Source organism: Shinella zoogloeoides (assembly GCF_033705735.1).
GTDB lineage: Bacteria > Pseudomonadota > Alphaproteobacteria > Rhizobiales > Rhizobiaceae > Shinella > Shinella zoogloeoides_A.
In genome coordinates, this window is the sequence record NZ_CP131130.1 from 1,430,404 (window position 1) to 1,454,583 (window position 24,180).

Annotated in this window: 29 protein-coding genes and 1 tRNA gene; 15 read left to right on the forward strand and 15 right to left on the reverse strand. The window is 64.0% G+C overall.

What is annotated here, in order from left to right:
• Positions 1-103: 103 nt before the first annotated feature.
• Positions 104-2,884 carry a DNA gyrase subunit A gene (gyrA, locus tag ShzoTeo12_RS07415; protein ID WP_318911945.1) on the forward strand — a complete coding sequence of 927 codons (2,781 nt, stop codon included), beginning with the start codon at positions 104-106 and terminating at the stop codon, positions 2,882-2,884.
• Positions 2,885-3,006: 122 nt separating this feature from the next.
• Here gyrA and ShzoTeo12_RS07420 read toward each other — a convergent pair whose 3' ends face one another.
• On the reverse strand, positions 3,007-3,153 hold the full coding sequence (locus ShzoTeo12_RS07420) for a hypothetical protein (protein ID WP_162911344.1): 147 nt from the start codon (positions 3,151-3,153) through the stop codon (positions 3,007-3,009).
• 10 nt (positions 3,154-3,163) lie between these two features.
• A complete protein-coding gene (locus tag ShzoTeo12_RS07425) occupies positions 3,164-3,289 on the reverse strand; it encodes a hypothetical protein (protein WP_281048098.1) in 126 nt (41 codons plus the stop codon).
• Between the two features lie 240 nt (positions 3,290-3,529).
• Here ShzoTeo12_RS07425 and coaD point away from each other — a divergent pair, with 240 nt between their 5' ends.
• From coaD to tgt, 6 genes are all read left to right on the forward strand, one after another.
• On the forward strand, positions 3,530-4,024 hold the full coding sequence (coaD, locus tag ShzoTeo12_RS07430) for a pantetheine-phosphate adenylyltransferase (RefSeq protein ID WP_318911948.1): 495 nt from the start codon (positions 3,530-3,532) through the stop codon (positions 4,022-4,024).
• 34 nt (positions 4,025-4,058) lie between these two features.
• On the forward strand, positions 4,059-4,625 hold the full coding sequence (locus ShzoTeo12_RS07435; protein WP_119256344.1) for a peptidylprolyl isomerase: 567 nt from the start codon (positions 4,059-4,061) through the stop codon (positions 4,623-4,625).
• A gap of 81 nt (positions 4,626-4,706) precedes the next feature.
• Positions 4,707-5,222: a peptidylprolyl isomerase gene (locus tag ShzoTeo12_RS07440; RefSeq protein ID WP_119256343.1), complete on the forward strand. Its 516-nt coding sequence runs from the start codon at positions 4,707-4,709 to the stop codon at positions 5,220-5,222.
• Between the two features lie 79 nt (positions 5,223-5,301).
• A complete protein-coding gene (locus ShzoTeo12_RS07445) occupies positions 5,302-5,751 on the forward strand; it encodes a DMT family transporter (protein WP_119256342.1) in 450 nt (149 codons plus the stop codon).
• A gap of 8 nt (positions 5,752-5,759) precedes the next feature.
• Positions 5,760-6,827 (forward strand): tRNA preQ1(34) S-adenosylmethionine ribosyltransferase-isomerase QueA, encoded by a 1,068-nt coding sequence (queA, locus tag ShzoTeo12_RS07450; protein WP_318911950.1) that lies wholly within the window; start codon positions 5,760-5,762, stop codon positions 6,825-6,827.
• Positions 6,824-7,954 carry a tRNA guanosine(34) transglycosylase Tgt gene (gene tgt, locus ShzoTeo12_RS07455; protein WP_313194927.1) on the forward strand — a complete coding sequence of 377 codons (1,131 nt, stop codon included), beginning with the start codon at positions 6,824-6,826 and terminating at the stop codon, positions 7,952-7,954. Before queA ends, tgt begins: the two co-directional genes overlap by 4 nt.
• A gap of 9 nt (positions 7,955-7,963) precedes the next feature.
• Here the strand turns inward: tgt and ShzoTeo12_RS07460 are convergent, their stop codons facing one another.
• Complete coding sequence (locus ShzoTeo12_RS07460; protein ID WP_413251122.1) at positions 7,964-8,386, reverse strand: DUF4864 domain-containing protein; 423 nt, start codon at positions 8,384-8,386, stop codon at positions 7,964-7,966.
• Positions 8,383-8,796 carry a DUF1428 domain-containing protein gene (locus ShzoTeo12_RS07465; protein WP_318911952.1) on the reverse strand — a complete coding sequence of 138 codons (414 nt, stop codon included), beginning with the start codon at positions 8,794-8,796 and terminating at the stop codon, positions 8,383-8,385. The genes ShzoTeo12_RS07460 and ShzoTeo12_RS07465 overlap by 4 nt, the downstream gene beginning before the upstream one ends.
• A gap of 323 nt (positions 8,797-9,119) precedes the next feature.
• Here ShzoTeo12_RS07465 and ShzoTeo12_RS07470 point away from each other — a divergent pair, with 323 nt between their 5' ends.
• Positions 9,120-10,064 (forward strand): phosphoribosylaminoimidazolesuccinocarboxamide synthase, encoded by a 945-nt coding sequence (locus ShzoTeo12_RS07470; RefSeq protein WP_318912400.1) that lies wholly within the window; start codon positions 9,120-9,122, stop codon positions 10,062-10,064.
• Here the strand turns inward: ShzoTeo12_RS07470 and ShzoTeo12_RS07475 are convergent.
• The 8 genes from ShzoTeo12_RS07475 to ShzoTeo12_RS07510 form a co-directional block, all read right to left on the reverse strand.
• On the reverse strand, positions 10,052-10,870 hold the full coding sequence (locus ShzoTeo12_RS07475) for an MBL fold metallo-hydrolase (protein ID WP_318912402.1): 819 nt from the start codon (positions 10,868-10,870) through the stop codon (positions 10,052-10,054). The genes ShzoTeo12_RS07470 and ShzoTeo12_RS07475 overlap by 13 nt on opposite strands.
• A gap of 11 nt (positions 10,871-10,881) precedes the next feature.
• Positions 10,882-11,661 (reverse strand): TatD family hydrolase, encoded by a 780-nt coding sequence (locus ShzoTeo12_RS07480; protein WP_318911953.1) that lies wholly within the window; start codon positions 11,659-11,661, stop codon positions 10,882-10,884.
• A 7-nt stretch (positions 11,662-11,668) separates the two neighbouring features.
• Positions 11,669-13,219: a methionine--tRNA ligase gene (metG, locus tag ShzoTeo12_RS07485; RefSeq protein ID WP_318911955.1), complete on the reverse strand. Its 1,551-nt coding sequence runs from the start codon at positions 13,217-13,219 to the stop codon at positions 11,669-11,671.
• Between the two features lie 88 nt (positions 13,220-13,307).
• Positions 13,308-14,339, reverse strand: a complete 1,032-nt coding sequence (locus ShzoTeo12_RS07490) for a DNA polymerase III subunit delta' (RefSeq protein ID WP_318911957.1) — start codon at positions 14,337-14,339, stop codon at positions 13,308-13,310.
• Positions 14,336-15,013, reverse strand: a complete 678-nt coding sequence (gene tmk, locus ShzoTeo12_RS07495; protein ID WP_318911959.1) for a dTMP kinase — start codon at positions 15,011-15,013, stop codon at positions 14,336-14,338. Before tmk ends, ShzoTeo12_RS07490 begins: the two co-directional genes overlap by 4 nt.
• Before the next feature lie 127 nt (positions 15,014-15,140).
• Positions 15,141-16,310: a D-alanyl-D-alanine carboxypeptidase family protein gene (locus ShzoTeo12_RS07500; RefSeq protein WP_318911960.1), complete on the reverse strand. Its 1,170-nt coding sequence runs from the start codon at positions 16,308-16,310 to the stop codon at positions 15,141-15,143.
• A 95-nt stretch (positions 16,311-16,405) separates the two neighbouring features.
• The gene (locus ShzoTeo12_RS07505; protein ID WP_318911961.1) at positions 16,406-17,401 is read right to left on the reverse strand and encodes a septal ring lytic transglycosylase RlpA family protein; all 996 of its coding nucleotides are present in this window, start codon (positions 17,399-17,401) and stop codon (positions 16,406-16,408) included.
• 226 nt (positions 17,402-17,627) lie between these two features.
• Positions 17,628-17,843 (reverse strand): hypothetical protein, encoded by a 216-nt coding sequence (locus ShzoTeo12_RS07510; RefSeq protein ID WP_119256330.1) that lies wholly within the window; start codon positions 17,841-17,843, stop codon positions 17,628-17,630.
• A gap of 273 nt (positions 17,844-18,116) precedes the next feature.
• Here ShzoTeo12_RS07510 and ShzoTeo12_RS07515 point away from each other — a divergent pair, with 273 nt between their 5' ends.
• Complete coding sequence (locus ShzoTeo12_RS07515) at positions 18,117-18,407, forward strand: hypothetical protein (RefSeq protein WP_318911962.1); 291 nt, start codon at positions 18,117-18,119, stop codon at positions 18,405-18,407.
• Between the two features lie 97 nt (positions 18,408-18,504).
• Complete coding sequence (locus ShzoTeo12_RS07520) at positions 18,505-18,654, forward strand: hypothetical protein (protein WP_318911964.1); 150 nt, start codon at positions 18,505-18,507, stop codon at positions 18,652-18,654.
• Between the two features lie 254 nt (positions 18,655-18,908).
• Here the strand turns inward: ShzoTeo12_RS07520 and ShzoTeo12_RS07525 are convergent.
• A tRNA-Ser gene (locus ShzoTeo12_RS07525) sits at positions 18,909-18,998 on the reverse strand.
• Positions 18,999-19,239: 241 nt separating this feature from the next.
• Between ShzoTeo12_RS07525 and ShzoTeo12_RS07530 the strand changes: the two genes are divergently transcribed.
• The 5 genes from ShzoTeo12_RS07530 (at position 19,240) to ShzoTeo12_RS07550 (ending at position 22,034) form a co-directional block, all read left to right on the forward strand.
• Entirely contained in the window at positions 19,240-20,166 is a 927-nt protein-coding gene (locus tag ShzoTeo12_RS07530; protein ID WP_318911965.1) for a sensor domain-containing diguanylate cyclase, read from the forward strand.
• Between the two features lie 281 nt (positions 20,167-20,447).
• Entirely contained in the window at positions 20,448-20,660 is a 213-nt protein-coding gene (locus ShzoTeo12_RS07535) for a hypothetical protein (RefSeq protein WP_119256327.1), read from the forward strand.
• Positions 20,661-20,804: 144 nt separating this feature from the next.
• A complete protein-coding gene (locus ShzoTeo12_RS07540) occupies positions 20,805-21,329 on the forward strand; it encodes a DUF992 domain-containing protein (RefSeq protein ID WP_318911967.1) in 525 nt (174 codons plus the stop codon).
• A gap of 76 nt (positions 21,330-21,405) precedes the next feature.
• Positions 21,406-21,672 (forward strand): hypothetical protein, encoded by a 267-nt coding sequence (locus ShzoTeo12_RS07545; RefSeq protein WP_119256325.1) that lies wholly within the window; start codon positions 21,406-21,408, stop codon positions 21,670-21,672.
• 14 nt (positions 21,673-21,686) lie between these two features.
• On the forward strand, positions 21,687-22,034 hold the full coding sequence (locus ShzoTeo12_RS07550) for a hypothetical protein (RefSeq protein ID WP_318911969.1): 348 nt from the start codon (positions 21,687-21,689) through the stop codon (positions 22,032-22,034).
• Between the two features lie 109 nt (positions 22,035-22,143).
• On the opposite strand, the gene ShzoTeo12_RS07555 is transcribed toward ShzoTeo12_RS07550, so the two are convergent.
• Together ShzoTeo12_RS07555 and ShzoTeo12_RS07560 are read right to left on the reverse strand one after the other, a co-directional pair.
• Complete coding sequence (locus tag ShzoTeo12_RS07555; RefSeq protein ID WP_162911351.1) at positions 22,144-22,863, reverse strand: FadR/GntR family transcriptional regulator; 720 nt, start codon at positions 22,861-22,863, stop codon at positions 22,144-22,146.
• A gap of 230 nt (positions 22,864-23,093) precedes the next feature.
• Complete coding sequence (locus ShzoTeo12_RS07560) at positions 23,094-24,164, reverse strand: BMP family ABC transporter substrate-binding protein (RefSeq protein ID WP_318911970.1); 1,071 nt, start codon at positions 24,162-24,164, stop codon at positions 23,094-23,096.
• Positions 24,165-24,180: the final 16 nt, after the last annotated feature.

Sequence of the window (24,180 nt, forward strand, 5' to 3'; positions counted from 1 at the left end):
TTTTCTGGGAAAAGCCTGTTCAAAACCCTTGGCGAAATTGGCGCTTCGGGTGCCGGTAGGCTATAAAATCAGCACTGATTCTGAACAAAGATCGTGACCGAAATTGACAGAACAATCGACACCCGGCGGCAAGAACCCTCCCGGCATTGAGCCGATCTCCATCATCGAGGAAATGCAGCGCTCCTATCTCGATTACGCGATGAGCGTGATCGTGTCCCGCGCGCTTCCCGATGTGCGCGACGGCCTGAAGCCCGTGCACCGGCGCATCCTCTACTCGATGAGCGAGATGGGCGTCGACTGGAACAAGAAATACGTCAAGTCGGCCCGCGTGACCGGTGACGTGATGGGTAAATACCATCCGCACGGCGACGCCGCGATCTACGATGCCTTGGCGCGCATGGCGCAGGACTGGTCGCTCCGCCTGCCGCTGATCGACGGCCAGGGCAACTTCGGCTCCATCGACGGCGACCCGCCGGCAGCGCAGCGCTACACGGAATGCCGTCTCGAAAAGGCCGCGCATTCCCTGCTGGACGACCTGGACAAGGAAACGGTCAACTTCCGCGACAACTACGACGGCACGATGAGCGAGCCGGTCGTCGTTCCCGCCAAGTTCCCGAACCTTCTGGTCAACGGCGCCGGCGGCATCGCCGTCGGCATGGCGACGAACATCCCGCCGCACAACCTCTCGGAAGTCATCAACGGCTGTATCGCGCTGATCGACAATCCGGCGATCGAGCTGCTCGACCTGATGCAGCACATCCCGGGGCCGGACTTCCCGACGGGTGCGCTGATCCTCGGCCGCGCCGGTATCCGCCAGGCCTATGAGACCGGCCGCGGTTCGGTCGTCATGCGCGGCCGAGCCCATATCGAGCCGATGCGCGGCGACCGCGAGCAGATCATCATCACGGAAGTTCCCTACCAGGTGAACAAGGCGACGATGATCGAGAAGATGGCCGAACTGGTGCGCGACAAGCGCATCGAGGGCATCTCGGACCTACGCGACGAATCCGACCGCCAAGGCTACCGCGTCGTCATCGAGTTGAAGCGCGACGCCAATGCCGACGTCATCCTGAACCAGCTCTACCGCTACACCCCGCTGCAGACCTCCTTCGGCTGCAACATGGTGGCGCTGAACGGCGGCAAGCCGGAGCAGATGACGCTGCTCGACATGCTGCGCGCCTTCGTCGCCTTCCGCGAGGAAGTCGTCAGCCGCCGTACAAAGTACCTGCTGCGCAAGGCGCGCGATCGCGCCCATGTCTTGGTGGGCCTCGCCATCGCCGTCGCCAATATCGACGAAGTGATCAACCTCATCCGCCGCGCGCCCGATCCGCAGACGGCGCGCGAGCAGTTGATGGAGCGCCGCTGGCCGGCCAAGGACGTCGATGCGCTGATCCGTCTCATCGACGATCCGCGCCACCGCATCAACGAGGACCTCACCTACAATCTCTCCGAGGAACAGGCCCGCGCCATCTTGGAGCTGCGCCTTGCCCGCCTCACGGCGCTCGGCCGCGACGAGATTGACGAGGAACTCAACAAGATCGGCGAGGAGATCAAGGACTATCTCGATATCCTCTCCTCGCGCCTGCGCATGATGAACATCGTCAAGGAAGAGCTCGCCGCCGTGCGCGACGAGTTCGGCACGCCGCGCCGTACCGAGATCGCCGAGGGTGGTCCCGATATGGACGACGAGGACCTGATCGCCCGCGAGGACATGGTCGTGACGGTGTCGCATGCCGGCTACGTCAAGCGCGTGCCGCTCGCGACCTATCGCGCGCAGCGCCGCGGCGGCAAGGGCCGCTCCGGCATGGCCATGAAGGACGAGGATTTCGCAACCCGCCTCTTCGTTGCCAACACGCATACGCCGGTGCTGTTCTTCTCCTCGCGCGGCATCGTCTACAAGGAAAAGGTCTGGCGCCTGCCGATCGGTACGCCGCAGTCGAAGGGCAAGGCCCTCATCAACATGCTGCCCATCGAGCCCGGCGAGCGCATCACGACCATCATGCCGCTGCCCGAGGACGAGACGACGTGGGAAAACCTCGACGTCATGTTCTCGACGACCCGCGGCACGGTTCGCCGCAACAAGCTGTCGGACTTCGTCCAGGTCAACCGCAACGGCAAGATCGCGATGAAGCTCGAGGAAGAGGGCGACGAGATCCTCAACGTCGAGACCTGCACGGAGCGGGACGACGTGCTGCTGACGACGGCGCTCGGCCAGTGCATCCGCTTCCCGGTCGATGACGTGCGCGTCTTCGCCGGCCGCAATTCGGTGGGCGTGCGCGGCATCACGCTGGGCAACGGCGACCGTATCATCTCGATGGCGATCGTCGGCCATGTCGACGCCGAGCCGTGGGAGCGGGCTGCCTATCTCAAGCGTTCCGCCGCCGAACGCCGCGCCAGCGGCGTCGACGAGGAGGATATCGCGCTGGTGGGCGAGGAGGTCGGCGAAGTCGGCGATCTCTCCGACGAGCGTTATCTGGAGCTGGGCAGCCAGGAGCAGTTCGTGCTGACGGTCTCGCAGAAGGGCTACGGCAAGCGGTCGTCCTCCTACGATTTCCGCACCTCCGGCCGCGGCGGCAAGGGCATCCGCGCCACCGACACCTCCAAGACGGGCGAGATCGGCGAACTGGTCGCCGCCTTCCCGGTCGAGGAGAAGGACCAGCTCATGCTCGTCTCCGACGGCGGCCAGCTTATCCGCGTGCCGGTCGACGGTATCCGCATCGCCAGCCGCGCGACGAAGGGCGTCACGATCTTCTCGACCGCCAAGGATGAGAAGGTGGTCTCGGTCGAGCGCATCAGCGAGCCGGAAGGCGACGAGGATGCCGAGGACGTCGCCGAAGAAGGCGATATCGAATCCGGGGACGCTGTTGAGGGAGGCGAGGAATAGTCCTCGCCCAAATTCAGGACATGAAAAAGCCGGACGGGCAGGGAACGACCGTCCGGCTTTTCATTTGGAGCGGGCAGCCTGGAGGGAAGACTGCCCGCTTTGACGGCGGCAAGGGGGCGCTATCAGACGCCGAAGCCGCCTGCTTTCGTTCTCAGCCGGACGGCCTTCAGAACCGCGCGCTCACGCTTGATCTCAAGGATCGTGCGGGCAAAGTCCATCGTGAAGACCGTGCTGATGAAGACCATGGAAAGGATGCTGATCGCGGCCATGGGAAACGCCTCAGCGCAGCCACTTGCCGCGGCCGGCGACCTTGGGCGCTGCCGGGCGATCCTCTTCCCGCAGCGCATGGATCGTTGCTGCGGTCAGCGCGATGAACATGGTCATGCAAAGTAGAGCGAGTGCCATTTTCGTGTTCCTTCCAGCCTAAGGAAACGCGTTACTTGTTCCGTTGGGTTCGGCCGGTAAAATGCGCCACCGCGCATATTGTTCCCGACCCCTATGCTGTCATTTAGACATGCGGCGCCTGAAATGGTCTTGAACGGCCCGTTCATGCGCGGTTCATGTTCTTCAACAGGGGACAGCGCGTGCCGCGACCTTGCGGAAAGAGGCGGTCCGTGACAAAAGGCGGCAAACGGGACCCCGCCGATGACAGTCGCCTTCTACCCTGGCTCCTTCGATCCGATCACCAACGGCCACATCGACGTGCTGGTCCAGGCGCTGAACGTGGCGCCCAAGGTCATCGTCGCCATCGGCATCCATCCCGGCAAGGTACCGCTCTTTTCGTTCGAGGAGCGCGCCGACCTCATCCGCCAGTCCATTGCCGAGGCCTTGCCGGAGCGGGCAGGGGACGTCAGCGTCGTCTCCTTCTCCAACCTGGTCGTCGATGCCGCGCGCAGCCACAAGGCGCATCTCCTCATCCGGGGCCTGCGCGACGGGACGGACCTCGATTACGAGATGCAGATGGCCGGCATGAACCGGCAATTGGCGCCCGATGTGCAGACGATCTTTCTGCCGGCGGGCGTTGCCTCGCGGCCCATTACCGCCACATTGGTCCGCCAGATCGCGGCCATGGGCGGCGATGTCGGCGCCTTCGTTCCGGCGCCCGTCCTTGCGGCCCTCAAAGCCCGTCGGAAGGGCTGAGCCCAATCATCCTGAACCCCTCAAGGGAGCTATCATGAACATCCTCCGTCACGCCTTTGCAGGAGCCCTGTTCCTTGCGACCGCAACCGGCGCCTTCGTTGCCCAGGCCGCCGATTTCATCACGATCCAGCTCAAGGACGGCCCGGTCGTCATCGAGCTGAACGACAAGGCACCGAAGCATGCCGAGCGCATCAAGGCGCTCGCCGCCGGTGGCGAATACGACAATGTCGCCTTCCACCGCGTGATCGAGGGCTTCATGGCGCAGACCGGCGACGTGCAGTATGGCGACATGGAGAACGGCTACCAGCCGCAGGCGGCCGGCACGGGCGGCTCCAGCCTGCCGGACCTTCCGGCCGAATTCTCCGACATTCCCTTCGAGCGCGGCACGGTCGGCATGGCCCGCGCTCAGGACCCGAACTCGGCGAATTCCCAGTTCTTCATCATGTTCGCGCCGGGCGACTTCCTCAACGGCCAGTACACGGTCGTCGGCAAGGTGGTTTCCGGCATGGAGAACGTCGACAAGATCAAGCGCGGCGACGACGCCAATAACGGCTCCGTGACCGATCCCGACCGGATGATCAAGGTCACCGTCGGCAAGTAAGCCACTTTATGACTGGCCGCATGTTGCAATCGCGATGCGGCGCCCCACTTCTGCGCAACAGGCTTTAGAAGGAGAAAGACCATGGCCGAGATCAAGGATCCGGAAAACACCATCATCATGGAGACCACGAAGGGAAAGGTGGTCATCCAGCTTCTTCCGGATCTCGCACCGGGCCACGTCGCACGCGTCAAGGAACTGGCGCGCGAAGGCGCCTATGACGGCGTCGTCTTCCACCGCGTGATCGAGGACTTCATGGCCCAGACGGGCGATGTGAAGTTCGGCAAGCAGGGCGGCGCCGACTTCAACCCGGCCCGCGCCGGCATGGGCGGCTCGGAAAAGCCGGACCTCAAGGCCGAATTCTCCAACATGAGCCATGTGCGCGGCACCTGCTCCATGGCGCGCAGCCAGATGCCGAACTCCGCCAACTCGCAGTTCTTCATCTGCTTCACGGATGCTCCCTGGCTGAACAAGCAGTATTCCGTCTGGGGCCAGGTCATCGAAGGCATGGAAAACATCGACAAGATCAAGCGCGGCGAGCCGGTGCGCGATCCCGACTCGATCGTTTCCATGAAGGTTGCCGCCGACGTGGCAGCCTGATAGAAAGCCGTCGTTTTCGACCGCGCTCGCCCCGGCGGGCGCGGTTTTTCTTTGTGCGCTTTTCAAGAGACAAGTCGATATGACCGCTTTCCTCTGGGCGCTGCTCGGCATTGCGGCCGGCGCGTGCATCGCAATCCAGGCCCCCGTCAACGCCCTGCTCGGACGCGGTCTCAGCATGCCGGTCGCGGCAGCCTGCGTCTCGTTTCTCTCCGGGGCGATCATCCTCGGCATCGTGATGCTCGCCACGGCGTCGTTCGAGGGGCGGGCGCCAGACTGGCGCGGACCGGACCTCTGGCTCTATGTCGCCGGCGGCGCGCTCGGCACCATCTATGTCACCACCGCGATCTACCTGACGCCGCGCATTGGCGCGGCCGCCGTCATGGCCTTCGCCGTCTCCGGCCAGCTTCTCGCGGGCATCCTGCTCGACCGCATCGGCTTCCTCGGCATGGCCGTTCGCGAAATCTCCGTCGGCCGCATCGCCGGCGCCCTCCTGCTTGTTGCCGGGGCGCTGATGATCCGCTTCCTCTGAGGCTCGCCATGCGCGTCGACCTTTTCGATTTCGACCTGCCGGAGGAGAACATCGCGCTTCGTCCGGTCACCCCGCGCGAAGCGGCAAGGCTGCTCGTCGTGCGGCCCGGCACGGATACGCCCTATGAGGACCGCACCGTCGGCGACCTGCCGTCGCTGCTGCGCCCGGGCGACGCACTGGTCTTCAACGATACGCGCGTCATTCCCGCCCAGCTCGAAGGCATCCGCCACCGGGAAGGGGCGGGCGGCCAGAAGGTCTCCGCGACGCTGCACATGCGCATTGCCGGCGACCGCTGGAAGGCCTTCGCCAAGCCGGGCAAGCGCATCAAGCTTGGCGACCGCATCACCTTCGGCGCGGCGGAGAACCTGTCGGCAATCGTCGAGGAGAAGGGCGAGGGCGGCGAGGTCACCCTGCATTTCGACGCCTCCGGCCCGGCGCTCGACCGCGCCATCGCCACGGTCGGCCATATCCCGCTGCCGCCCTATATCGCCTCCAAACGCGCCGACGACGAGGCCGACCGCAAGGATTACCAGACGATCTATGCCAGGGAGGAGGGCGCCGTCGCCGCGCCCACGGCTGGGCTGCACTTCACCGATGCGCTTTTCGAAAAGTTCGATGCGCTCGGCGTGGAGCGGCATTTCGTGACGCTGCATGTCGGCGCCGGCACCTTCCTGCCGGTCAAGGCGGACGATACGACGGACCATGTCATGCACGAGGAGATCGGCTATGTCTCGGAAGAGACCGCCGCGGCCCTCAATGCCGTCCGCGCGAGGGGCGGGCGCATCGTCTCCGTCGGCACGACATCGCTGCGCCTCCTCGAAAGCGCCGCCGGCGAAGACGGCACGATCAGGCCCTGGTCCGGCGCGACGGGCATCTTCATCACGCCCGGCTACCGCTTCCGCACGGCCGATATCCTGATGACCAATTTCCACCTGCCGAAATCGACGCTCTTCATGCTCGTCTCGGCCTTTTCCGGCCTGGAGACGATGCGCGGCGCCTATGGCCATGCGATTTCGGCCGGCTACCGCTTCTATTCCTACGGCGACTCCAGCCTGCTTTTCCGGGACGACCGATGACCGAGACCTTCCAGTTCAAACTCCTCGCCACCGATGGCAAGGCCCGCCGCGGCGAGGTCTCCATGCCGCGCGGCACCATTCGCACGCCGGCCTTCATGCCCGTCGGCACGGTGGGCACTGTCAAGGCGATGTATCTCGACCAGGTGCGCGAACTCGGCGCCGACATCATCCTCGGCAACACCTATCACCTGATGCTGCGGCCCGGCCCGGAGCGTGTCGCGCGGCTCGGCGGCCTGCACGAGCTGATCCGCTGGCCCTATCCGATCCTTACCGACTCCGGCGGCTTCCAGGTCATGTCGCTCTCCGGCCTGCGCAAGCTCGACGAGCAGGGCGTCACCTTCAAGAGCCATGTCGACGGCGCATTGCATCACATGTCGCCGGAGCGCTCCATCGAAATCCAGGGCCTGCTCGACAGCGATATCCAGATGCAGCTCGACGAATGCGTGGCGCTGCCGGCCTCGCCGAAGGAAATCGAGCGCGCCATGGAAATGTCGCTGCGCTGGGCCGAGCGTTGCAAGGTGGCCTTCGGCGACCAGCCGGGCAAGGCGATGTTCGGCATCGTGCAGGGCGGCGATATTCCGCATCTACGCGTGCGGTCCGCGCAGGCGCTGGCCGAGCTGAACCTCAAGGGTTACGCCATCGGCGGCCTTGCCGTGGGCGAGCCGCAGGAGGTCATGCTCGACATGATCGACACGACCGTCCCGCACATGCCCTTCGAGAAGCCGCGCTACCTGATGGGCGTCGGCACGCCGGACGACATGCTGAAATCCGTCGCCCGAGGCATCGACATGTTCGACTGCGTGATGCCGACCCGCTCGGGCCGCCACGGCCTTGCCTTCACCCGCCGCGGCCGCATCAACCTGCGCAATGCCCGCCACGCCGAGGACATGCGCCCGCTCGACGAGGAATCGAGCTGCCCGGCCGCCCGCGATTATTCGCGCGCCTATCTGCACCACCTCATCCGCGCCAACGAGTCGCTCGGCGGCATGCTGCTGACCTGGAACAATCTTTCCTATTATCAGGACCTGATGGCCGGCATCCGCAAGGCGATAGAGGAGGGGCGTTTCGCCGATTTCATGGCGGAAACGCAGGAGAACTGGGCGAGGGGCGATCTCGCCCCTCTCTGAGACGCAGGACTAGATTTCAGGCCCCGGCGCCGCATGCACCATGTGCACGCCGTTGATCTTGTAGCTGCCGTCCGGCTGCTTCACGAGCTGGTAGAAGGCCGTCCAGTCCTTGCCGCCCGGCCCCGAAATCAGCACTTCCTGCACCACCGTATCGCCCTGTACCTTCGAGCGGCCGAAGGCGACATGGCCCGGCCGGAAGACTGGCGCATAGTTCTTCTTCACCATGTCGAAGAAGGCGTCCTCGGTCGGAAACCGGTCGCGGACGGAGGGCGAGGCGAAGGCATAGGCGCTCTTCGCATCGTGGTTCAGGAACGCCGCGATCTGGCTCTGGATGATGCTTTGCACCGTGTCGATCGGCTCTTCCGCCCATGTGGGAGAAGCAGCGAGCATGGGCAATGATAGACCGAGGAACATGGCGGCAGAGAGCTTCATGGCGATAACGTCTCCCGAAGCGGCGCGAAGCTTCCGGCCACGAGACGGCGGCCTTCGAAGATCATACCTTCGCCGGGCTCCGGCTGGATGCGGGGATCTGCCAGCGCGTTCCGCAATCCGCTATCGCGGACGTCCTTGCTGGGCCATTCGGTCCAGGCGAGAATGACCGTTTCGCCGGGCCGCGCATCGGCTGCGAGGATGAAGTCCCGCAAGGGAGCGGCATCGGCAAGCGCATCCCGCGCGCCGTCCGCATGGAATTCCTCGCCGCCGGGCGTCTCTGGATCGAGCCGGAAATCGACGATGCGCGTCGCGCCGTATTCCCGATAAATGTCGGCGACCTTCCGCGAGAAAGCCTCGTAGGCAGCAAGCTTGTCGATGGCGACCGGTATCAGATAGGCGTCGATGTACATTGTCCCGTTCTCCGGCAAGGCAAGCGACATCGCGGATGGTACTCCAGAGCGTCGCCGCAGGCGAGGTGCATCGGAACAACAGGTTCGTCAAAGCGGAGGGCGGTAAAGCTCATAGCGCCGAAAATGCCGGCATGCAGGGCGCTTCGTCCTTGCCCACCTAGCTCCATATAAAAGTCGCATAAGATAGATTATGGAACTAACAAATAGGCCTGAATATCCCGAAAGCGCTGGAAACCCGGTTTTCGCCTTGACCGGAATGCTTCCCCGGCCTTAAGCGAAACGGCAGACGGAACCAACAGCGAAAGCCTGCCACGATGAGCGATTTGCGCATTCTCTCCGACGCCCATATCCCGGAACTGCCGAACCGCTACAAGGGCAAGGTTCGCGAGAACTACGACCTGCCGGACGGCAGCCGCATCATCATCGCGACGGACCGCCTCAGCGCCTTCGACGTCATCCTGACATCCATTCCCTTCAAGGGCCAGGTGCTGACGCAGACGGCGCGCTACTGGTTCGAGGAAACCGCCGATATCTGCCCGAACCATGTCCTGGCCTATCCGGACCCGAATGTCGTCATCGGCACGCGGCTCGACATCCTGCCGGTCGAGGTCGTCGTGCGCGGCTATCTCGCCGGCACCACCAGCACGTCGATCCTGACGAAATACCGCAAGGGCGAGCGCGACATGTACGGCATCACGCTGCCGGACGGGCTCAGGGACAACGAAAAGCTTCCCCAGCCGATCATCACGCCCACCAGCAAGGCCTTCGACGGCGGCCATGACGAGCCGCTTTCCGGCGTGGAAATCCTCGCCCAGGGCCTGCTGACGGCCGAACAATGGGAAACCGTCTCGCGCTATGCGCTTTCGCTCTTCGCGCGCGGACAGGCCCGCGCGGCCGAGCGCGGCCTGATCCTCGTCGACACGAAATACGAATTCGGCACGGACAAGGACGGCCGCATCGTGCTGGCCGACGAGATCCACACACCGGATTCGAGCCGCTACTGGATCGCCGACAGCTACGAGGAAAGCTTCGCCAAGGGCGGCCGGCCGGCCAGCTTCGACAAGGATTTCGTGCGCTCCTGGGTCACCGAACGCTGCGACCCGTACAAGGATCCGATCCCGGAAATCCCGCGCGAACTCGTCGAGCAGACCTCGAAGGTTTACATACAAGCCTTTGAACAGATTACCGGAAAGACCTTCATGCCCGACCTTTCCGGCGCCACGGTCCTCGACCGCATCCGCAAAAATCTGGCGCCCTATTTCGCCTGATCGTCGGAAAGCGAGACCTCGAAGCTGAGGCCATCATACGCCGGCTCCACATGGGCCGGCGTTTCCTTCTGCACCGTGTCATAATCGAGCGGCACATGCATGTGCGTCAGGATCGCCCGGGCCGGCTTCAGCCGCTCGATCCATTCCAGCGCCTGGCCGATGGACAGATGGCTTGAATGGAAGCGATATTGCAGTGCGTCGATCACCAGCATGTCGAGGCCGGCAAGATGCGGCAGGGTCTCGTCCGGAAAGTCGCTGATATCGCTGCAATAGGCGACATCGCCGATGCGGAAGCCGAGCGAATGGATCGAGCCATGCACTTGGAGGAGGGGCTGGAAAGTGATCGCGCCCCCTGCCCCTTCGATGGTCACCGGCGCATCCATCGGGTCGATCAGGTTCTCCGTCACGATGGGCGGATACATGCTGCCGGGCGGCGTCCTGAGACAATAGCCGAAGCCTTCGCGGATGCGGTCCATCGTCTCGACATCGGCCCAGATCGGCACCTGCCGGTGGTTCTGCAGCACGAAGCCGCGGATATCGTCGATGCCGTGGATATGGTCGGCATGGGCGTGGGTATAGAGCACGGCGTCGATGCTCTCGACGCCGGCCGAAATCATCTGCGTGCGGAAATCCGGCCCCGTGTCGATGACGACGGTCGTCTTGCCCTCCGGGCCGACCTGCTCGACGAGGAAAGCGGCGCGGGTGCGGCGGTTCTTCGGATTGGCGGGATCGCAGGCGCCCCAGTCACCGGTGATGCGCGGCACGCCGGGAGACGAGCCGCAGCCGAGAATGGTGAAGCGACGCATATAGGCCACGGCTACACCCGCGGCATCTTCGAGAAGATGCGGAAGGCGTTTTCCGTGGTGATGCGGGCGATCTCTTCCGTGCTGACCCCGACGGTATCGGCCAGAACGGCTGCCGTGTGGGCCGTATAGGCCGGCTCGTTGCGCTTGCCGCGGAACGGCTTCGGCGCAAGATAGGGCGCGTCCGTTTCCACCAGCATGCGCTCCAGCGGCACGGTCCTGGCGATCTCGCGCAGCTCTTCCGATTTCGGGAAGGTCAGGATGCCGGAGAAGGAAACGTAGCCGCCAAGCTCGACGCCGACGCGCGCCAACTCGGCGCCGGAGGAGAAGCAGTGCAGCAGGAAGGGGAAGGCCCCCTTCCCCGTTTCCTCGGTCAGGATCGCCGCCATGTCCTCGTCGGCCGAGCGGCTGTGGATGACGAGCGGCAGGCCCGTCTGCCGGGCGGCCGCGATATGATTGCGCAGGCCGATGGCCTGTGCGTCGCGCGGCGCGTTGTCGTAGTAGTAATCGAGCCCCGCCTCACCGATCGCCACCACGCGCGGATGGTTCGACAGCTCGACCAGCTCCGAAACCGGAATGTCCAGCTCCTCGTCCGCATTGTGCGGATGCGTGCCCACCGAGCAGAAGACCGACGGATACTTTTCGGCGATCGCCAGGATCGTCGGGAATTTTCGCACCCGCGTCGAGATCGTGATCATCTGCTTCACGCCGGCCGCGTGCGCCCGCGCGACGATATCGTCGCGCTCCGCCTCGAAGTCGGGAAAATCCAGGTGGCAGTGCGTGTCGATCAGCATCGCGGTCTCAAGCCTCGGGCGCGACGTAGCGCGGGAAGACCGGCGTCGGCGCTTCCAGCGGCGTGCCGCTGACGAGACAGCCGGCCTCGCCGAGCGCCGCGAAGTCGCGCTTGTCGACGGGCGCGGCGACGAGGTCGAGCAGCTTGCGGCCGGACTTCGGCATGAAGGGCTGCAGCAGGATCGCGATCTGGCGCACGACTTCCGCCGTCACATAGAGCACGGTACCCATGCGGACGGGATCGGTCTTCTTCAGCGCCCAGGGCGCCTCGCCGGCGAAATAGCGGTCGGCTTCCGAGACCACGGCGATGATCGCGGCCAGCGCCCTGTGGATCTGCTGCTTGCCCATCTCCTCGCGAGTGACGGCGTGCAGCGCGTCGACGGAGGCGAGCATCGCCCGGTCCGCCTCGGACAGTTCCCCGCATTCCGGCACCTTGCCGTCGCAGTTCTTGACGATCATCGACAGCGAGCGGCTTGCAAGGTTGCCGATGCCGTTGGCGAGGTCGGAGTTGATGCGCGTCGCGATCCCCTCCTCGCTATAGCTGCCGTCCTGGCCGAAGGAGACCTCGCGCAGGAAGAAATAGCGGATCTGGTCGAGGCCGAAATGGTTCACCAGATTGACCGGATCGACCACGTTGCCGAGCGACTTCGACATCTTCTCGCCCTTGTTGAGCAGGAAGCCGTGGGCGAAGACGCGTCCGGGCAGCGGCAGGCCGGCGGACATCAGGAAGGCCGGCCAGTAGACGGCATGGAAGCGGATGATATCCTTGCCGATGATGTGGATGTTCGCCGGCCAGTATTTCGCACGATCCCCTTGCGGATCAGTGAGATAGCCGGTCGCGGTAATGTAGTTTGTCAGCGCGTCGACCCACACATACATGACATGCGCCGGGTCGTCCGGAACCGGAATGCCCCAGTCGAAGGTCGTGCGCGAGACGGAGAGGTCCTTGAGGCCGGACTTGACGAAGGAGATCACCTCGTTGCGGCGCTCGGCCGGGCCGATGAAATCCGGGTTGTCCTCGTAGTGCTTCAGGAGCTTCTCCTGATAGGCGGAAAGGCGGAAGAAGTAGCTCTCCTCCTCCACCCATTCGACGGGCGTGCCCTGCGGACCGTAGCGAACACCGTCGTCGCGCTTCTCGGTCTCGTTTTCCTGGTAATAGGCTTCGTCACGAACGGAATACCAGCCGGCATAACCGCCCTTGTAGATGTCGCCATTGGCGGCCATGCGGCGCCAGATTTCGGCGCAGGCCTCATAGTGGCGTTCTTCGGTCGTGCGGATGAAGTCATCGTTCGACGCATTAAGAAGAATAGCCATATCCTTGAATTCTTTTGAATTCCGATCCGCCAGTTCGCGCGGCGAAATGCCTTCCTTGCGCGCCGTCTGCTGCATTTTCTGGCCGTGCTCGTCCGTGCCCGTCAGGAAGAAGACGTCGCGCCCGTCGAGCCGCTGGTAGCGCGCCATGGCATCCGTCGCGATCAGCTCATAGGCATGGCCGATATGCGGCTTGCCGTTCGGATAGGAAATGGCGGTGGTGATGTAGAAGCGGGACGTGTCGGTCATCTGGGGTGCGTTCTGTCTTCGGTTGTGCAATGCCGCAAGGTATTAGACCATGCGGACGCAGAGGGAAACAGCAAGTTTCCGCTTTGAACTAGAGCGCGGCGCGGACGTCGTCGAGGACGGTGATGATCGTCTGCTTGCGATCGAGATTGTAGGCCTGCGCGATGGTGATGCGCTCGCCGAGCTGCGAGGAAAGGTGGGCAAGCCGGTCGGCGCGGGCGATGTCGCCGGAAAGCGCCGCGCTACGGGCCGCGTCGGTGACGAAGTCCGAGACGTGCTGGCAGAAGAAGGAGAAGACCGTGTCGCTGTCCTTGGCCGACAGCACGTCGGCGAGCCTGTGCACGTCGCGGCGTGGCGGCTCGCCCGGCGCTGTGACGATGGCACGGAAGGCTTCCACGATGTCGAAGCCGCCGTAGTTCACGAGCTTCAACGCTTCGGAGACGCTGCCATGGGCCGCGGACAGCACCTCCCCTGCCCGTGCGCCGGACGGCGCCGCGCCGAGGCTTTCCAGCGCGGCGGCAAGATCGTTCTCCGACAGCGGAGACAGGGACAGCGGCAGGCAGCGCGAGCGGATGGTCGGCAGCAGCTTGCCGGGCGCGTGGGTCAGAACGAGGAAGAGCGAACGCTTCGGCGGCTCTTCGAGGATCTTCAGGATGGCGTTGGCGGCGTTGCGGTTGAGGTCGTCCGCCGGGTCGATGATGACGATGCGCCAGTTGCCCGTGCCGGACGTCTGCGCCAGGAACTTTCCGGCCTTGCGCACCTCGTCGACGGTGATGGCGGATTTCACCTTGCCGGTCTTCTCATCGACCGGGCGGGTGAGATGCAAGAGATTGTGCGAGGCGCCGGCGGCGAGCTGGCGGGTGATGGGCGACGCGGGCGACGGGTCGGCCATCGTTTCGGGCGCGTCCGCCGGTTCCGGATGGTGCAGCACATGGTTGGCGAAGCGGAAGGCGAGCGTCGCCTTGCCGATGCCCTCCTGCCCCTCGATGAGGATCGCGTGATGGCCCTTGCCGGAGCGATAGGAGCGCGCCAGGAACGCGGCCGCCTCGGCATGGCCGAAGAGCTTCGTCTGCTCGGCGGGATGCACCGCTCCGTCGAGGATGCCGGGGCGCTCCTCGCTCACGAGACATGCTCCGGATGGCCATGCGCATTGATCGGCAGCAGCGGCTCGATAATGGCGAGCACCTCCGCGGCAATCGTCTCCTGCGCCTTGGTGGCATCGACCACGCGGCAGCGCAGCGGCTCGCGCTCGGCGATGTCGAGGAAGGCCTCGCGGCGCTTCTCGTGGGTCTCCAGCTCTTCCTTCTCGAAGCGGTCGGGTTGCTCCTCCGGCCCTGTGGCGCGCTTGCGGGCACGCTCCAGCCCGATGGAGGCGGGGAGATCGAAGATGATCGTGCAGTCCGGCACGACGCCGTTGATCGCCACCCGCTCGAGCGTCTCGACGAAGGATTGCTCCAGATTGCCGGTTATGCCCTGGTAGACGCGGGAGGAGTCCATGAAGCGGTCACAGAGGACGACCGTGCCGACTGCCAGCGCCGGGCGGATGACCTGCTCGACATGGTCGCTGCGCGCCGCGGCAAAGAGGATCGCCTCCATGCGGATGCCGTAGGGTTCGGCCGCGCCGGACAGCAGCACATGGCGCACCGCCTCCGCGCCCTTCGAGCCGCCAGGCTCGCGCGTCATGAGCACGGTCAGGCCGCGCTCGCGCAAGGCATTCGCCAGAAGCCGGATCTGCGTCGACTTTCCGGCGCCTTCGCCGCCTTCGAACGTGACAAACAAACCGGGTGCGGCAGACAAATCCTAGTTCCGTTGCAGCGGCCGCCGCGGCGGCCATTTGACATTTTCCAGTGAGGCGGAGGCGAGTCGGACCACTACTAACCCATGTTTCCGGCGGACGAAACGCTTTTCGCCCTGCCCCACCCCGTCAAATCCAGAAGAAGAACAGTTCGATCAGCGCATCCAGCGCGCGCGAGCGCAAGGTGCCGACGGCCACCGTTCCCGCGGTCTTCACCGGCACCTCGCGCAGGAGCTGCTTGTCGTTCCATATCTTCAGCGTGCCGACGTCCTGCCCGGGCTCCACCGGCGCGCGCACGGGCCAGTTATAGACGACGCGGGCGACGAGCCGCTGAGAATTGTCCTTGGGCAGGAACACGTCGACCTCGTCGCCCGCAACGAGCGGCACGGTCGAGGCGCTGCCGCCATAGACGCTCGCATCGGCGATCGTCTCGCCTTCCTTGAACAGCGTGCGCCGCTCGAAGGTCGCCAGCGCCCATTCGATGATGCGGCGGGATTCCTCCGTGCGGACCTTGTCGCTTTCCATGCCGCCCATCGCCAGCAGCAGATGCTTGCCGTCACGGTTGACGGCGGCGACGATGGAATAGCCGCCCTCCTCCGAAAATCCGGTGACGAAGCCGGTCACGCCGATATTGAGCGCCAGGAGAGGATTGCGGTTGCGCTGCTTGATCTTGTTCCACTCGAATTCCGGTTCGAGATAGTAATGCATATAGGCCGGATAGGCCGTTTCGAGATGCCGGGCGAGCAGCACCATCTCGCGCATCGTCACCTTGTTGCCGGGATCCGGCAGGCCGGTGGCATTGGCGAAGGCGGATTTCTCCAGCCCGAGCGCCCTCGCCTCCGCATTCATCCGCTCGACGAAGGCGGCTTCCGAACCGGCGATGCCCTCGCCCAGAATGATGCAGGCATCGTTGGCGAACTGGACGGTGACGCCGCGCACGAGATCCTCGACGCGCACGCTGGATTTCAGCGCCGCGAACATGGTGGAGGTGCGCGACGGCGCGCCGCCGGTCCGCCAGGCATGCTCCGTGACGGGATATTGCGTATCGAGCGTGATCTCGCCGGCCGACAGCGCCTTGAAGACGCTCGCCATGGTCATGAGCTTGGCAAGGGAGGCCGCAGGAACAACCTCGTCTTCCGCCCGGGCGAAAAGCACCGTGCCGGTCTCCGCCTCAACCATATAGACCTGTCTTGCCTTGACGTCGAAGCCGGCCTGCGCCTGCGGCGCCGGGGACTGGGCGTGCGCAACCGTCAGCAGGGACAGGAAAAGAACGAGGCAGACAGAAAGGCGGCGATGCATGGCGACTCCGGGTGCCGTCACCCTCCCACAGCCGGACGCGTTGCGCAAACGGCTTTGCGGGAAGAAGGCGCCATGCCGCCCGTCACGCCCTTCCCTCAACCCGCCTTGTCGGCGAGCGCGGAAAGCGGCGTCAACTGGCCGTCGAGCGTGAGGATGGCGTCGAAGGCGCCGGAGGCATCCCGCACCCGCTCATCCGCATAGGCGGCCGCATAGCTGCCGCCGGAAAGCTGCGGAACGAAATCCGGCCGCTCCATCGGCACCGGGCCGATTTCGGGCAGGAGCACGAATTCCTGCTCCATGACCTGGAAGGGAATGGCCTGCGGCGCGGTCTTGGTGAGCGCCGTCATCGCGCTCTGCTCCGGCATGGAGAACGTATCTTCGCCTGTCGAAGGCATCGCACGCGTATCGGCGGAAGCCACCATGACGCCGGTCGCGATCTGGCCGCCCGGATCGACCGCCGGAATGCGCGATCCCTTCTGTACGTAGGAGGCCATGAGATAGGGCATGTCGTTGCCCTCGAGCGGCGCCTTGCCGACATATTGCACGCGCACCTTGGCCGTGCCGGTGCGCTTCATGTCGAGGAGGTCGGCCGTCTTGGACGAGACGTCGATCAGGCGGTTTTCGTGGAACGGGCCGCGGTCGTTGACGCGCACGATGACCGACGTGCCGTTTTCGAGATTGGTGACGCGGGCGTAGCTCGGCAGCGGGAAGGTCGGATGGGCGGCGGAAAGATGGTAGCGGTCGTAGACCTCGCCGTTCGCCGTCTTGCGGCCGTGGAAGGCCGAACCGTACCAGGAAGCAAGACCGGTCTTGCTGTAGCCCATCTCTTCCTTCGGCTGATACCACTTGCCGCGGACCTGATAGGCCTTGCCGAGCTGGTAGCGCCCGCCGCCCTTCGGCACGGGCTGGCCATCCTCGACGATACGGGGGCTCGCCTTCACGCCATATTCGGATTCGGAGAAGAATTCCTTGCTGCGGACCTTCTTCTTGGGAGCTTGAGCCGTCGTCGCACAGGCGGCAAGGCCTGCGCAGACCAGCGGAATTGCGATGAACCGAAGGCCTTGGCCAAGACGGTTCGCACTCTTCTTCAAGTTATTATGTCCCACGCCGCTATTGTCCCCGACAGTGTGCCAGCCAACTGCCTTGCCCCTGCAAGTCGGCCGTCAATGCCATTCAGTAAATAACAGTGTGTTAATCATGCCAGTAAGATGGCGAAATTGCGAATGAACGCCGCAATGGGCGCGAAGATTGATAAGTTATGGTTTATGTATGATTAAGGCGCCCGCCGGACCTGGCGAGCGCCGGCTCTGCATTTCGTCAGGTCGCCTCGACCTGGAGGACATCGAAAAGCCGATCGGGATCGCGCACGCCATGACGATAGAGCGTGATGATCGAGCGTGCCAGGGAACGCGCCCCGGCCTCGTCGAGGCGAAGGCTGCCCGAGGCGGTCAGGCGGGTGAATACGCCTTTCAGGATATCGAGGTCCTGCGGTTCAAACATGCCGATATGCGTGGGGTCTCGAAGCACGTCCATTGCGGCCTCCCCTTGCTTGGCACCGAGCCGGCAGTATCGCTTTCCGGTGCCGTTAAACTCTAGGGCCACAATGCGTCCGCAACAAGTCGGGAAAAGTTATATGGCGTTTTACGTCCTGTGCCATCGCGGCACGGCGGGCGTGATGCCGGCCTCCGGCGGGTGAGCCCTGCCCTGGGTCGAAGCGCTTGTCCACCGGCGAACCCGCCCGCCCGCTTGTCTCCCCCAGGCCCCCTGCCTATCTTGCGGCCGACGGAATCAGCAGGAAAATCAAAGATGTCGAATACCAGAAACCTGATCGCCTCCGCCCTTGCAGCCATCGTCGTCGGTGGCGGCGTCATGGCCTATGACACCTGGAAGGGTGCCGAATGGGTCGTCTCGCCCGAGCAGATCGCCGCCGCCAAGGCGGAAGGCAAAGCCGGCTACGAATCCTCGCCCGGCACCGTCACCGTCCTGCCGATCCGCAGCGAGACGGCTGACATACTGCCGTTCAAATGGGGCCTCTACGGACTTGCCGCCGGAGCCCTGACCTTCCTTTCCCTGCGAAAGAAGAAGGCGGCCGCCTGACATTGCCGAGATGCCGGATTTCGTATTGCCTCGCGAAATCCGGTACCACCCGCGCCTGCGGCCCATTTTTCATCGCATTGCGCGTTACAGTCGGGTCATGGACAAGTCAGGCCTGCTCTTCCTCTTCCTCCTCGGCGCCCTCGCGGCCCTCGTCGTCAGCGTGCTCCTCATCGAAACGGAACAGCCGACAGCACGGCAGGACGACGGATCCCTGATCCCGCCCGAAATGACGGACCACGCCCGCTGAACCGATGAAAACGGAAGGATGGCGGAAGAATCGACCATCCTATAGGCAGCTTGCTCCGGCTTTGCTTTTTTTGACCTGAGTATCCGGTAATCCAGCCATATGCCCACAGATTTCCTAGGACATGCCCACGTATCTGCCCGCAAATGAGCGGGATAGGGCGGGAACATATGGGAAACGATAGGAACAGAAAGCACAAACAGCCCGCCAATTTTAAGGGGCTATGGGTAGGCGCGGGAAAAGAAGGGAACGGTCAATGGCGGAAGAGGTGGGATTCGAACCCACGGTAGACTCTCGCCTACGCCGGTTTTCAAGACCGGTGCCTTAAACCGCTCGGCCACTCTTCCGTTGATGAAAGGCATTGCCGCCCCTCGAGCGATGCGGCTTTTTAGCAGCTTTGCTTGGCGCGTCAACTTGCTCCGCCGCGTCCGGCCCGGCGATCTGGTGAAAGTGACGAAGGCTGCCTGAAGCCTGCATCGTGAGGTTGTCTTGGCAAGGTCCCGGGATTCAACGAATCTTAAGGCAGACGCCCCTATCGTCTGCGCCATGCGACAGGGAGGCCGGCCGCGCGCCGTGCTTAGAGGGGCCATGATTTCCGAAGACGTTCTCAACTCGGCATTGCGCGACCTGTTCGACGTTTCCCCTGTTCCGTTCTCGATCTCGACGACCGACTTCAACTCCCGCTACATCAAGGTCAATCCGGCATATCTGCGGCTGGTCGGCCGTTCCTGGGAGGAACTGGCGGAAAAGCCGCTCGCCATCGATCTTCCCTACCCGATAGATCTTCCCGCCAGGCTCGAGCGGATGCATCTCCTCGAAACGCAGGGCTTCTACGACCTCACGGAAGTGGAGATGCTGAGAAGCGACGGGCAGATATTCCCGACGCTGATCACCGCGCAGCGTCGAAGGATCGCCGGCGAAAGCCTGGACATCGAGATCGTGATCGACAATTCGGAGCGCAAGGCGCTGGAGAACGCAATCCTCCATGCCGCCCGAACCGACGCGATGACGGGCCTTCACAACCGGGCCTCCTTCGAGGCCCATCTTGTCGAAGCCCTTTCCGTGACCTCCGACGAGCGCCGCCTGTCGCTGGCATATATAGACCTGAACCGCTTCAAGCAGGTGAACGACAGGTTCGGCCATTCCATCGGCGACCGTGTGTTGAAGGAGGTCGCCCGGCGGATACGCGAATGGAGCGCCGATGGCGATTTCGTCGCCCGGCTGGGCGGCGACGAGTTTGCCGTCGTTTCCTCGTTCAGCTCCGCTCGACCGATTACGCTCGCGCGCTATCTCGGCCTCGCGGCACGGATAGCGGATCTCATGCAGATCGATGGCCAGCCCATTCAGGTCGGCGCGGCCATCGGCATAGCGCAAGCCACGCACGATATGGGCTTCAGCGCCTTCCTCGATAATGCCGACAGGGCGATGTATGAGGCGAAGGCGACCGGCAGCCTGATCGAGGTCCGCTTCGATAAACCTGTCCATGCGCGCGAAATGAAGCTTAGCTGCGGCTAGCACGTGGACCCCGGCAGCGGAATTTCCGCTTTTGCCGAACCGCCCTTGTTTTCGACACATTGGCCTCCTATATCACGGTCAACGGCATTGCTGATGAGCGCTGGAACGTTTCTGCCGCTCGCAATCGCCGCCATCGCCTGATGCTTTTGACCACGGATGTACTGGCACGGGTGAACAGGTGATGATGAGGAAGGTCGGTGCGTTTTCGCCCCGGCCTTTTTTGTTGCCCGGAACAATCGGGCGGCCTGCCGGTTTCGCCTACGCACCAGAGGAGGCCGGCCATGGAACGGACATCCACCGCAAAGCTTGCCGCTGAATATCTTCGCCTGGGCGGCGGGCGGCTCGCCAAGATCGACGACAATCTTCTCAGCACCCGCAAGTGGGAGCATGAAAGCCGGCTGGCCGAGGCGTTCTGGAACGATCACATCGCTCCCCTCGACGAGCAGAGCCGCAACGAGGTAATCTCGCACCTGCCGACGATAAACCAGGTGTAACAGAAAAGTCGCTGGCGCTTAAGTTGCTGTTGGCGGCCCTTCGCGTGCCCACACTCCGCCACGATCTTGGCCATGAGATGACGGGCAACCGGGAACCAATGCACCGGATTCGCCATTATCGTGCCAGTTAGAAGGAGTGCACAGATGAACAAGAAGCTTGCAACTGCCCTGGCGTTGACCCTTGCGCAGGTTTTCGCGACGACGGCCGGCGCGGCGGACATGGTCATTCGCGAGGAAGCCCCCGCCTATGTCGATCCCGGCGCACGCGACGGGGTGAAAATCGGCATGCTGACCTGCGATGTCGGCGGCGGCGTCGGTTATGTGCTGGGCTCCGCCAAGAGCGTCGATTGCGTGTTCAAGGCGACGAACGGCGAGCACGACACCTATAGCGGCGTCATCCGCAAGATGGGCGTGGACCTCGGCTTCACGACGCAAGGCCGCATCATCTGGGCCGTGTTCGCCCCGACCGCCGGCTATCACCAGGGCTCGCTCGGTGGCCTCTACCAGGGCGCCACGGCGGAAGCGACCGTCGGTGTCGGGATCGGCACCAATGTGCTCATCGGCGGCACTTCCGGCTCGATCCATCTGCAGACGATCAGCGTCAGCGGACAGATCGGCCTCAACCTCGCCGCGACCGGTACTTCCGTAACGCTGACGCCGCAAGGCTGACGCGAACGACGGGCGGCTTCGGCCGCCCGTTTCGCATGGCGCGCAATCTGCTAGAATGCGCGTGGAGGATTCTTCCATGTTCCGTATCGCCCTGCCCCTTATGACCGCCCTTGCCCTCACCGCCTGCACCATGGCGGATGGCCCCGGCATCGAGCCCATTCCCGGAAGCATCACTTATGGCGGCCACCAGCCGCGCACGAAGCTGACGAAATCGCCCATCGGCAGCACGTTCGATCACCGGTTCTATGACGATCGTGGCCGGCAGGTGATCGAAACCTACCGCATTCAGCCAGACCGGTCGCTTCTCCTGATTCGCCGCCGCATACGCTTCGACTATCTTTGACGCAGGAGACGATCATGCTGGAAAGCACCGACATCGAACTTGAGGACGAGCGCCTGAAACAGCTCGACATCCTTGCGGAAGAGCGCGCAATGACGCCGCCCGAGCTGATGGCGCACTACGCCTCCGGCTCCTTCGGCTTCCACGAGGCGGTGCACACGGCTTCCATCGTGCTCGACCTCGTCGACGACCAGCTGCTTCAGCATCCGGCGATTGCCGGCAACAGCGAATGGTTCCGTCTCGCGGCACGCGCCAGCGAAGCGCTCTTCAATCTCTACCAGGCAATGGGAGCCGCACAGGTTGCCGGCCACACCGCCGACGAAGGCAAGCGGCCGGAAGACCTCAACGCCAGCAACGACGACTAAGCCGGTTCCGCCCTGCGCCTGCGGGGCGGAAATCCACCTGTCCTCTTACATTATCAAACGAAAGGCGCGTTGCTCCACGCAATGCTGCCGATCAGGACTCCGATCGCTGCTATCCGTCTACCTGCTGCCCCTCGCGCAGGGCCTGAACGACACGTTCGCGGCCGACGCGGATGACATTCTCCATCGCCCGGCGCGCGCCCTCCTCGTCCCGCCGGTCGATCTCCTCGACGATGCGGATATGCGTTGCCGCCACATCCCCCCTCTTGCCGCGGTCGGCGGCGGGGGAGCTGAGCTTGAAGGCACCGACGAGCGCCGCCTCGATCAGGCTGCCCACGGTGCGCAGGAACGGGTTGCGCGAGGCTTCCAGAACCGAGAGGTGGAATTTCAGGTCCGCCATGGCGAGCGTCTCGGCAGTATGCTCCGAATCGCCCATGGCGACGGCCAGCCGCATCATCTGGCTGATGTCGGCTTCCGTGGCATGGCGGGCGGCAAGCGCGGCGGCATGCGGCTCGAAGGCGAGGCGCACTTCCGAAAGGTGCAGCAGGAAGTCCTCGTTGATGCCGACGGCAAAGTACCAGGTGAGGATATCGCTGTCGAAAAGGTTCCATTGCGTGTTCGGCGTCACGCGCGTGCCGATGCGCGCACGCGGTACGATGAGGCCCTTGGCGGCCAGCGTCTTCATCGCCTCGCGCAGCACCGTGCGCGAAACCTTGAAGCGGGCGGCAAGCTCGGCATCGCCCGGCAACGTCGCCCCGACGGGGTATTCGCCCGCGATGATGGCCCGGCCCAGCTCGTTGACCACCTGCGCATGACTGGTGCGCGTGTTCATCCCGCTGATGACCGTTTCAAGCAAACCCTTGCGCAAGAACCTTCCCCTCCTCCGTTCCGAAGAACCCCTTCTTCCGCGGAACCATCCGGCAGGTATAGAGCAATTCCAGCAAAAGTGCGAAGCGGTTTTGCACGCGGAATTGCGCACAAACAAGGAGATAGGACTTTCGCGGGCGCAAACGGAAAAGGCGCCCGCAAGGGGCGCCTTTCCTTTGGTCGGTGCGTTGCCGCTTACTGCGGCAGCTTGTCGTCGACGCCGGCGACGTAGAAGTTCATACCGAGCAGCGTGCCGTCGTCCGAAACCTGGCCGGCGGCCAGCCAGTCGGAGCCGTCCTGCTTCTTGACCGGACCGGTGAAGGGGTGCAGCTCGCCGGAGCGGATCTTCGCTTCGACGTCTTCCGCGGCCTTCTTCACGTCGTCCGGCATGTTGGTATAGGGCGCCATGGTGAGGATGCCGTCCTTCAGGCCGTCCCAGATCTGCTCGGACTTCCAGGTGCCGTCGAGAACGGCCTTGGTGCGCTTGACGTAATAGGCGCCCCAGGTGTCGACGATGGCGGTGAGCTGGGTTTTCGGGCCGGCCGCGATCATGTCGGAGGCCTGGCCGAAGGCGTGGATGCCGCGCTCGGCGGCGACCTGCATCGGCGCGGTGGAGTCGGTGTGCTGCGTCAGGATGTCGACGCCCTGGTCGGCGAGCGCCTTGGCGGCATCGGCTTCCTTGCCCGGGTCGGCCCAGGTATTGGCCCAGACGACCTTGACCTTGAAGTCCGGGTTGACGGACTGCGCGCCGAGCATGAAGGCGTTGATGCCCATCACGACTTCCGGAATCGGGAAGGAGGCGATGTAGCCAGCGACGCCCTTCTTGGACATCTTGGCGGCGATCACGCCCTGGATGTAGCGGCCTTCATAGAAGCGGGCATTGTAGGTGCCGACGTTTTCCGCGCTCTTGAAGCCGGTCGCGTGCTCGAACTTCACGTCCGGGAACTTCTGCGCAACCTTGATCGTCGCATCCATGAAGCCGAAGGACGTGGTGAAGACGAGCGCGCAGCCCGAGCGCGCCATGCGCTCGACGGCGCGTTCGGCATCCGGGCCTTCCGGCACGTTTTCGAGGAAGGCGGTCTCGATCTTGTCGCCCATCTCCTTCTCGAGTTCCTGGCGGCCGCGGTCGTGGCCTTCCGAATAGCCGCCGTCCGTCTTGGAGCCGACATAGATGAAGCAGATCTTCGTCTTGTCCTGGGCGCTGGCGGCGACGGCGAAGCCGAGAACGGCGGCCGACGTTGCGAGAGCGAGAATGATTTTCTTCATTTTATCCTCTGAGGGT

What these genes read in the sequence shown, in the direction of transcription:
- ShzoTeo12_RS07530 (WP_318911965.1), top strand. Translation starts at nt 19,240, where the DNA reads ATGATTTCCGAAGACGTTCTCAACTCGGCATTGCGCGACCTGTTCGAC.
- ShzoTeo12_RS07550 (WP_318911969.1), top strand. Translation starts at nt 21,687, where the DNA reads ATGCTGGAAAGCACCGACATCGAACTTGAGGACGAGCGCCTGAAACAG.
- ShzoTeo12_RS07510 (WP_119256330.1), bottom strand. Translation starts at nt 17,843, where the DNA reads ATGGACGTGCTTCGAGACCCCACGCATATCGGCATGTTTGAACCGCAG.
- ShzoTeo12_RS07440 (WP_119256343.1), top strand. Translation starts at nt 4,707, where the DNA reads ATGGCCGAGATCAAGGATCCGGAAAACACCATCATCATGGAGACCACG.
- ShzoTeo12_RS07420 (WP_162911344.1), bottom strand. Translation starts at nt 3,153, where the DNA reads ATGGCCGCGATCAGCATCCTTTCCATGGTCTTCATCAGCACGGTCTTC.
- ShzoTeo12_RS07515 (WP_318911962.1), top strand. Translation starts at nt 18,117, where the DNA reads ATGTCGAATACCAGAAACCTGATCGCCTCCGCCCTTGCAGCCATCGTC.
- ShzoTeo12_RS07425 (WP_281048098.1), bottom strand. Translation starts at nt 3,289, where the DNA reads ATGGCACTCGCTCTACTTTGCATGACCATGTTCATCGCGCTGACCGCA.
- queA (WP_318911950.1), top strand. Translation starts at nt 5,760, where the DNA reads ATGCGCGTCGACCTTTTCGATTTCGACCTGCCGGAGGAGAACATCGCG.
- coaD (WP_318911948.1), top strand. Translation starts at nt 3,530, where the DNA reads ATGACAGTCGCCTTCTACCCTGGCTCCTTCGATCCGATCACCAACGGC.
- ShzoTeo12_RS07500 (WP_318911960.1), bottom strand. Translation starts at nt 16,310, where the DNA reads ATGCATCGCCGCCTTTCTGTCTGCCTCGTTCTTTTCCTGTCCCTGCTG.
- ShzoTeo12_RS07435 (WP_119256344.1), top strand. Translation starts at nt 4,059, where the DNA reads ATGAACATCCTCCGTCACGCCTTTGCAGGAGCCCTGTTCCTTGCGACC.
- tgt (WP_313194927.1), top strand. Translation starts at nt 6,824, where the DNA reads ATGACCGAGACCTTCCAGTTCAAACTCCTCGCCACCGATGGCAAGGCC.
- ShzoTeo12_RS07560 (WP_318911970.1), bottom strand. Translation starts at nt 24,164, where the DNA reads ATGAAGAAAATCATTCTCGCTCTCGCAACGTCGGCCGCCGTTCTCGGC.
- metG (WP_318911955.1), bottom strand. Translation starts at nt 13,219, where the DNA reads ATGACCGACACGTCCCGCTTCTACATCACCACCGCCATTTCCTATCCG.
- ShzoTeo12_RS07535 (WP_119256327.1), top strand. Translation starts at nt 20,448, where the DNA reads ATGGAACGGACATCCACCGCAAAGCTTGCCGCTGAATATCTTCGCCTG.
- ShzoTeo12_RS07475 (WP_318912402.1), bottom strand. Translation starts at nt 10,870, where the DNA reads ATGCGTCGCTTCACCATTCTCGGCTGCGGCTCGTCTCCCGGCGTGCCG.
- ShzoTeo12_RS07520 (WP_318911964.1), top strand. Translation starts at nt 18,505, where the DNA reads ATGGACAAGTCAGGCCTGCTCTTCCTCTTCCTCCTCGGCGCCCTCGCG.
- ShzoTeo12_RS07545 (WP_119256325.1), top strand. Translation starts at nt 21,406, where the DNA reads ATGTTCCGTATCGCCCTGCCCCTTATGACCGCCCTTGCCCTCACCGCC.
- ShzoTeo12_RS07460 (WP_413251122.1), bottom strand. Translation starts at nt 8,386, where the DNA reads ATGAAGCTCTCTGCCGCCATGTTCCTCGGTCTATCATTGCCCATGCTC.
- ShzoTeo12_RS07445 (WP_119256342.1), top strand. Translation starts at nt 5,302, where the DNA reads ATGACCGCTTTCCTCTGGGCGCTGCTCGGCATTGCGGCCGGCGCGTGC.
- ShzoTeo12_RS07555 (WP_162911351.1), bottom strand. Translation starts at nt 22,863, where the DNA reads ATGAACACGCGCACCAGTCATGCGCAGGTGGTCAACGAGCTGGGCCGG.
- ShzoTeo12_RS07480 (WP_318911953.1), bottom strand. Translation starts at nt 11,661, where the DNA reads ATGCTGATCGACACGCACTGCCACCTGGATTTTCCCGACTTCGAGGCG.
- ShzoTeo12_RS07465 (WP_318911952.1), bottom strand. Translation starts at nt 8,796, where the DNA reads ATGTACATCGACGCCTATCTGATACCGGTCGCCATCGACAAGCTTGCT.
- ShzoTeo12_RS07540 (WP_318911967.1), top strand. Translation starts at nt 20,805, where the DNA reads ATGAACAAGAAGCTTGCAACTGCCCTGGCGTTGACCCTTGCGCAGGTT.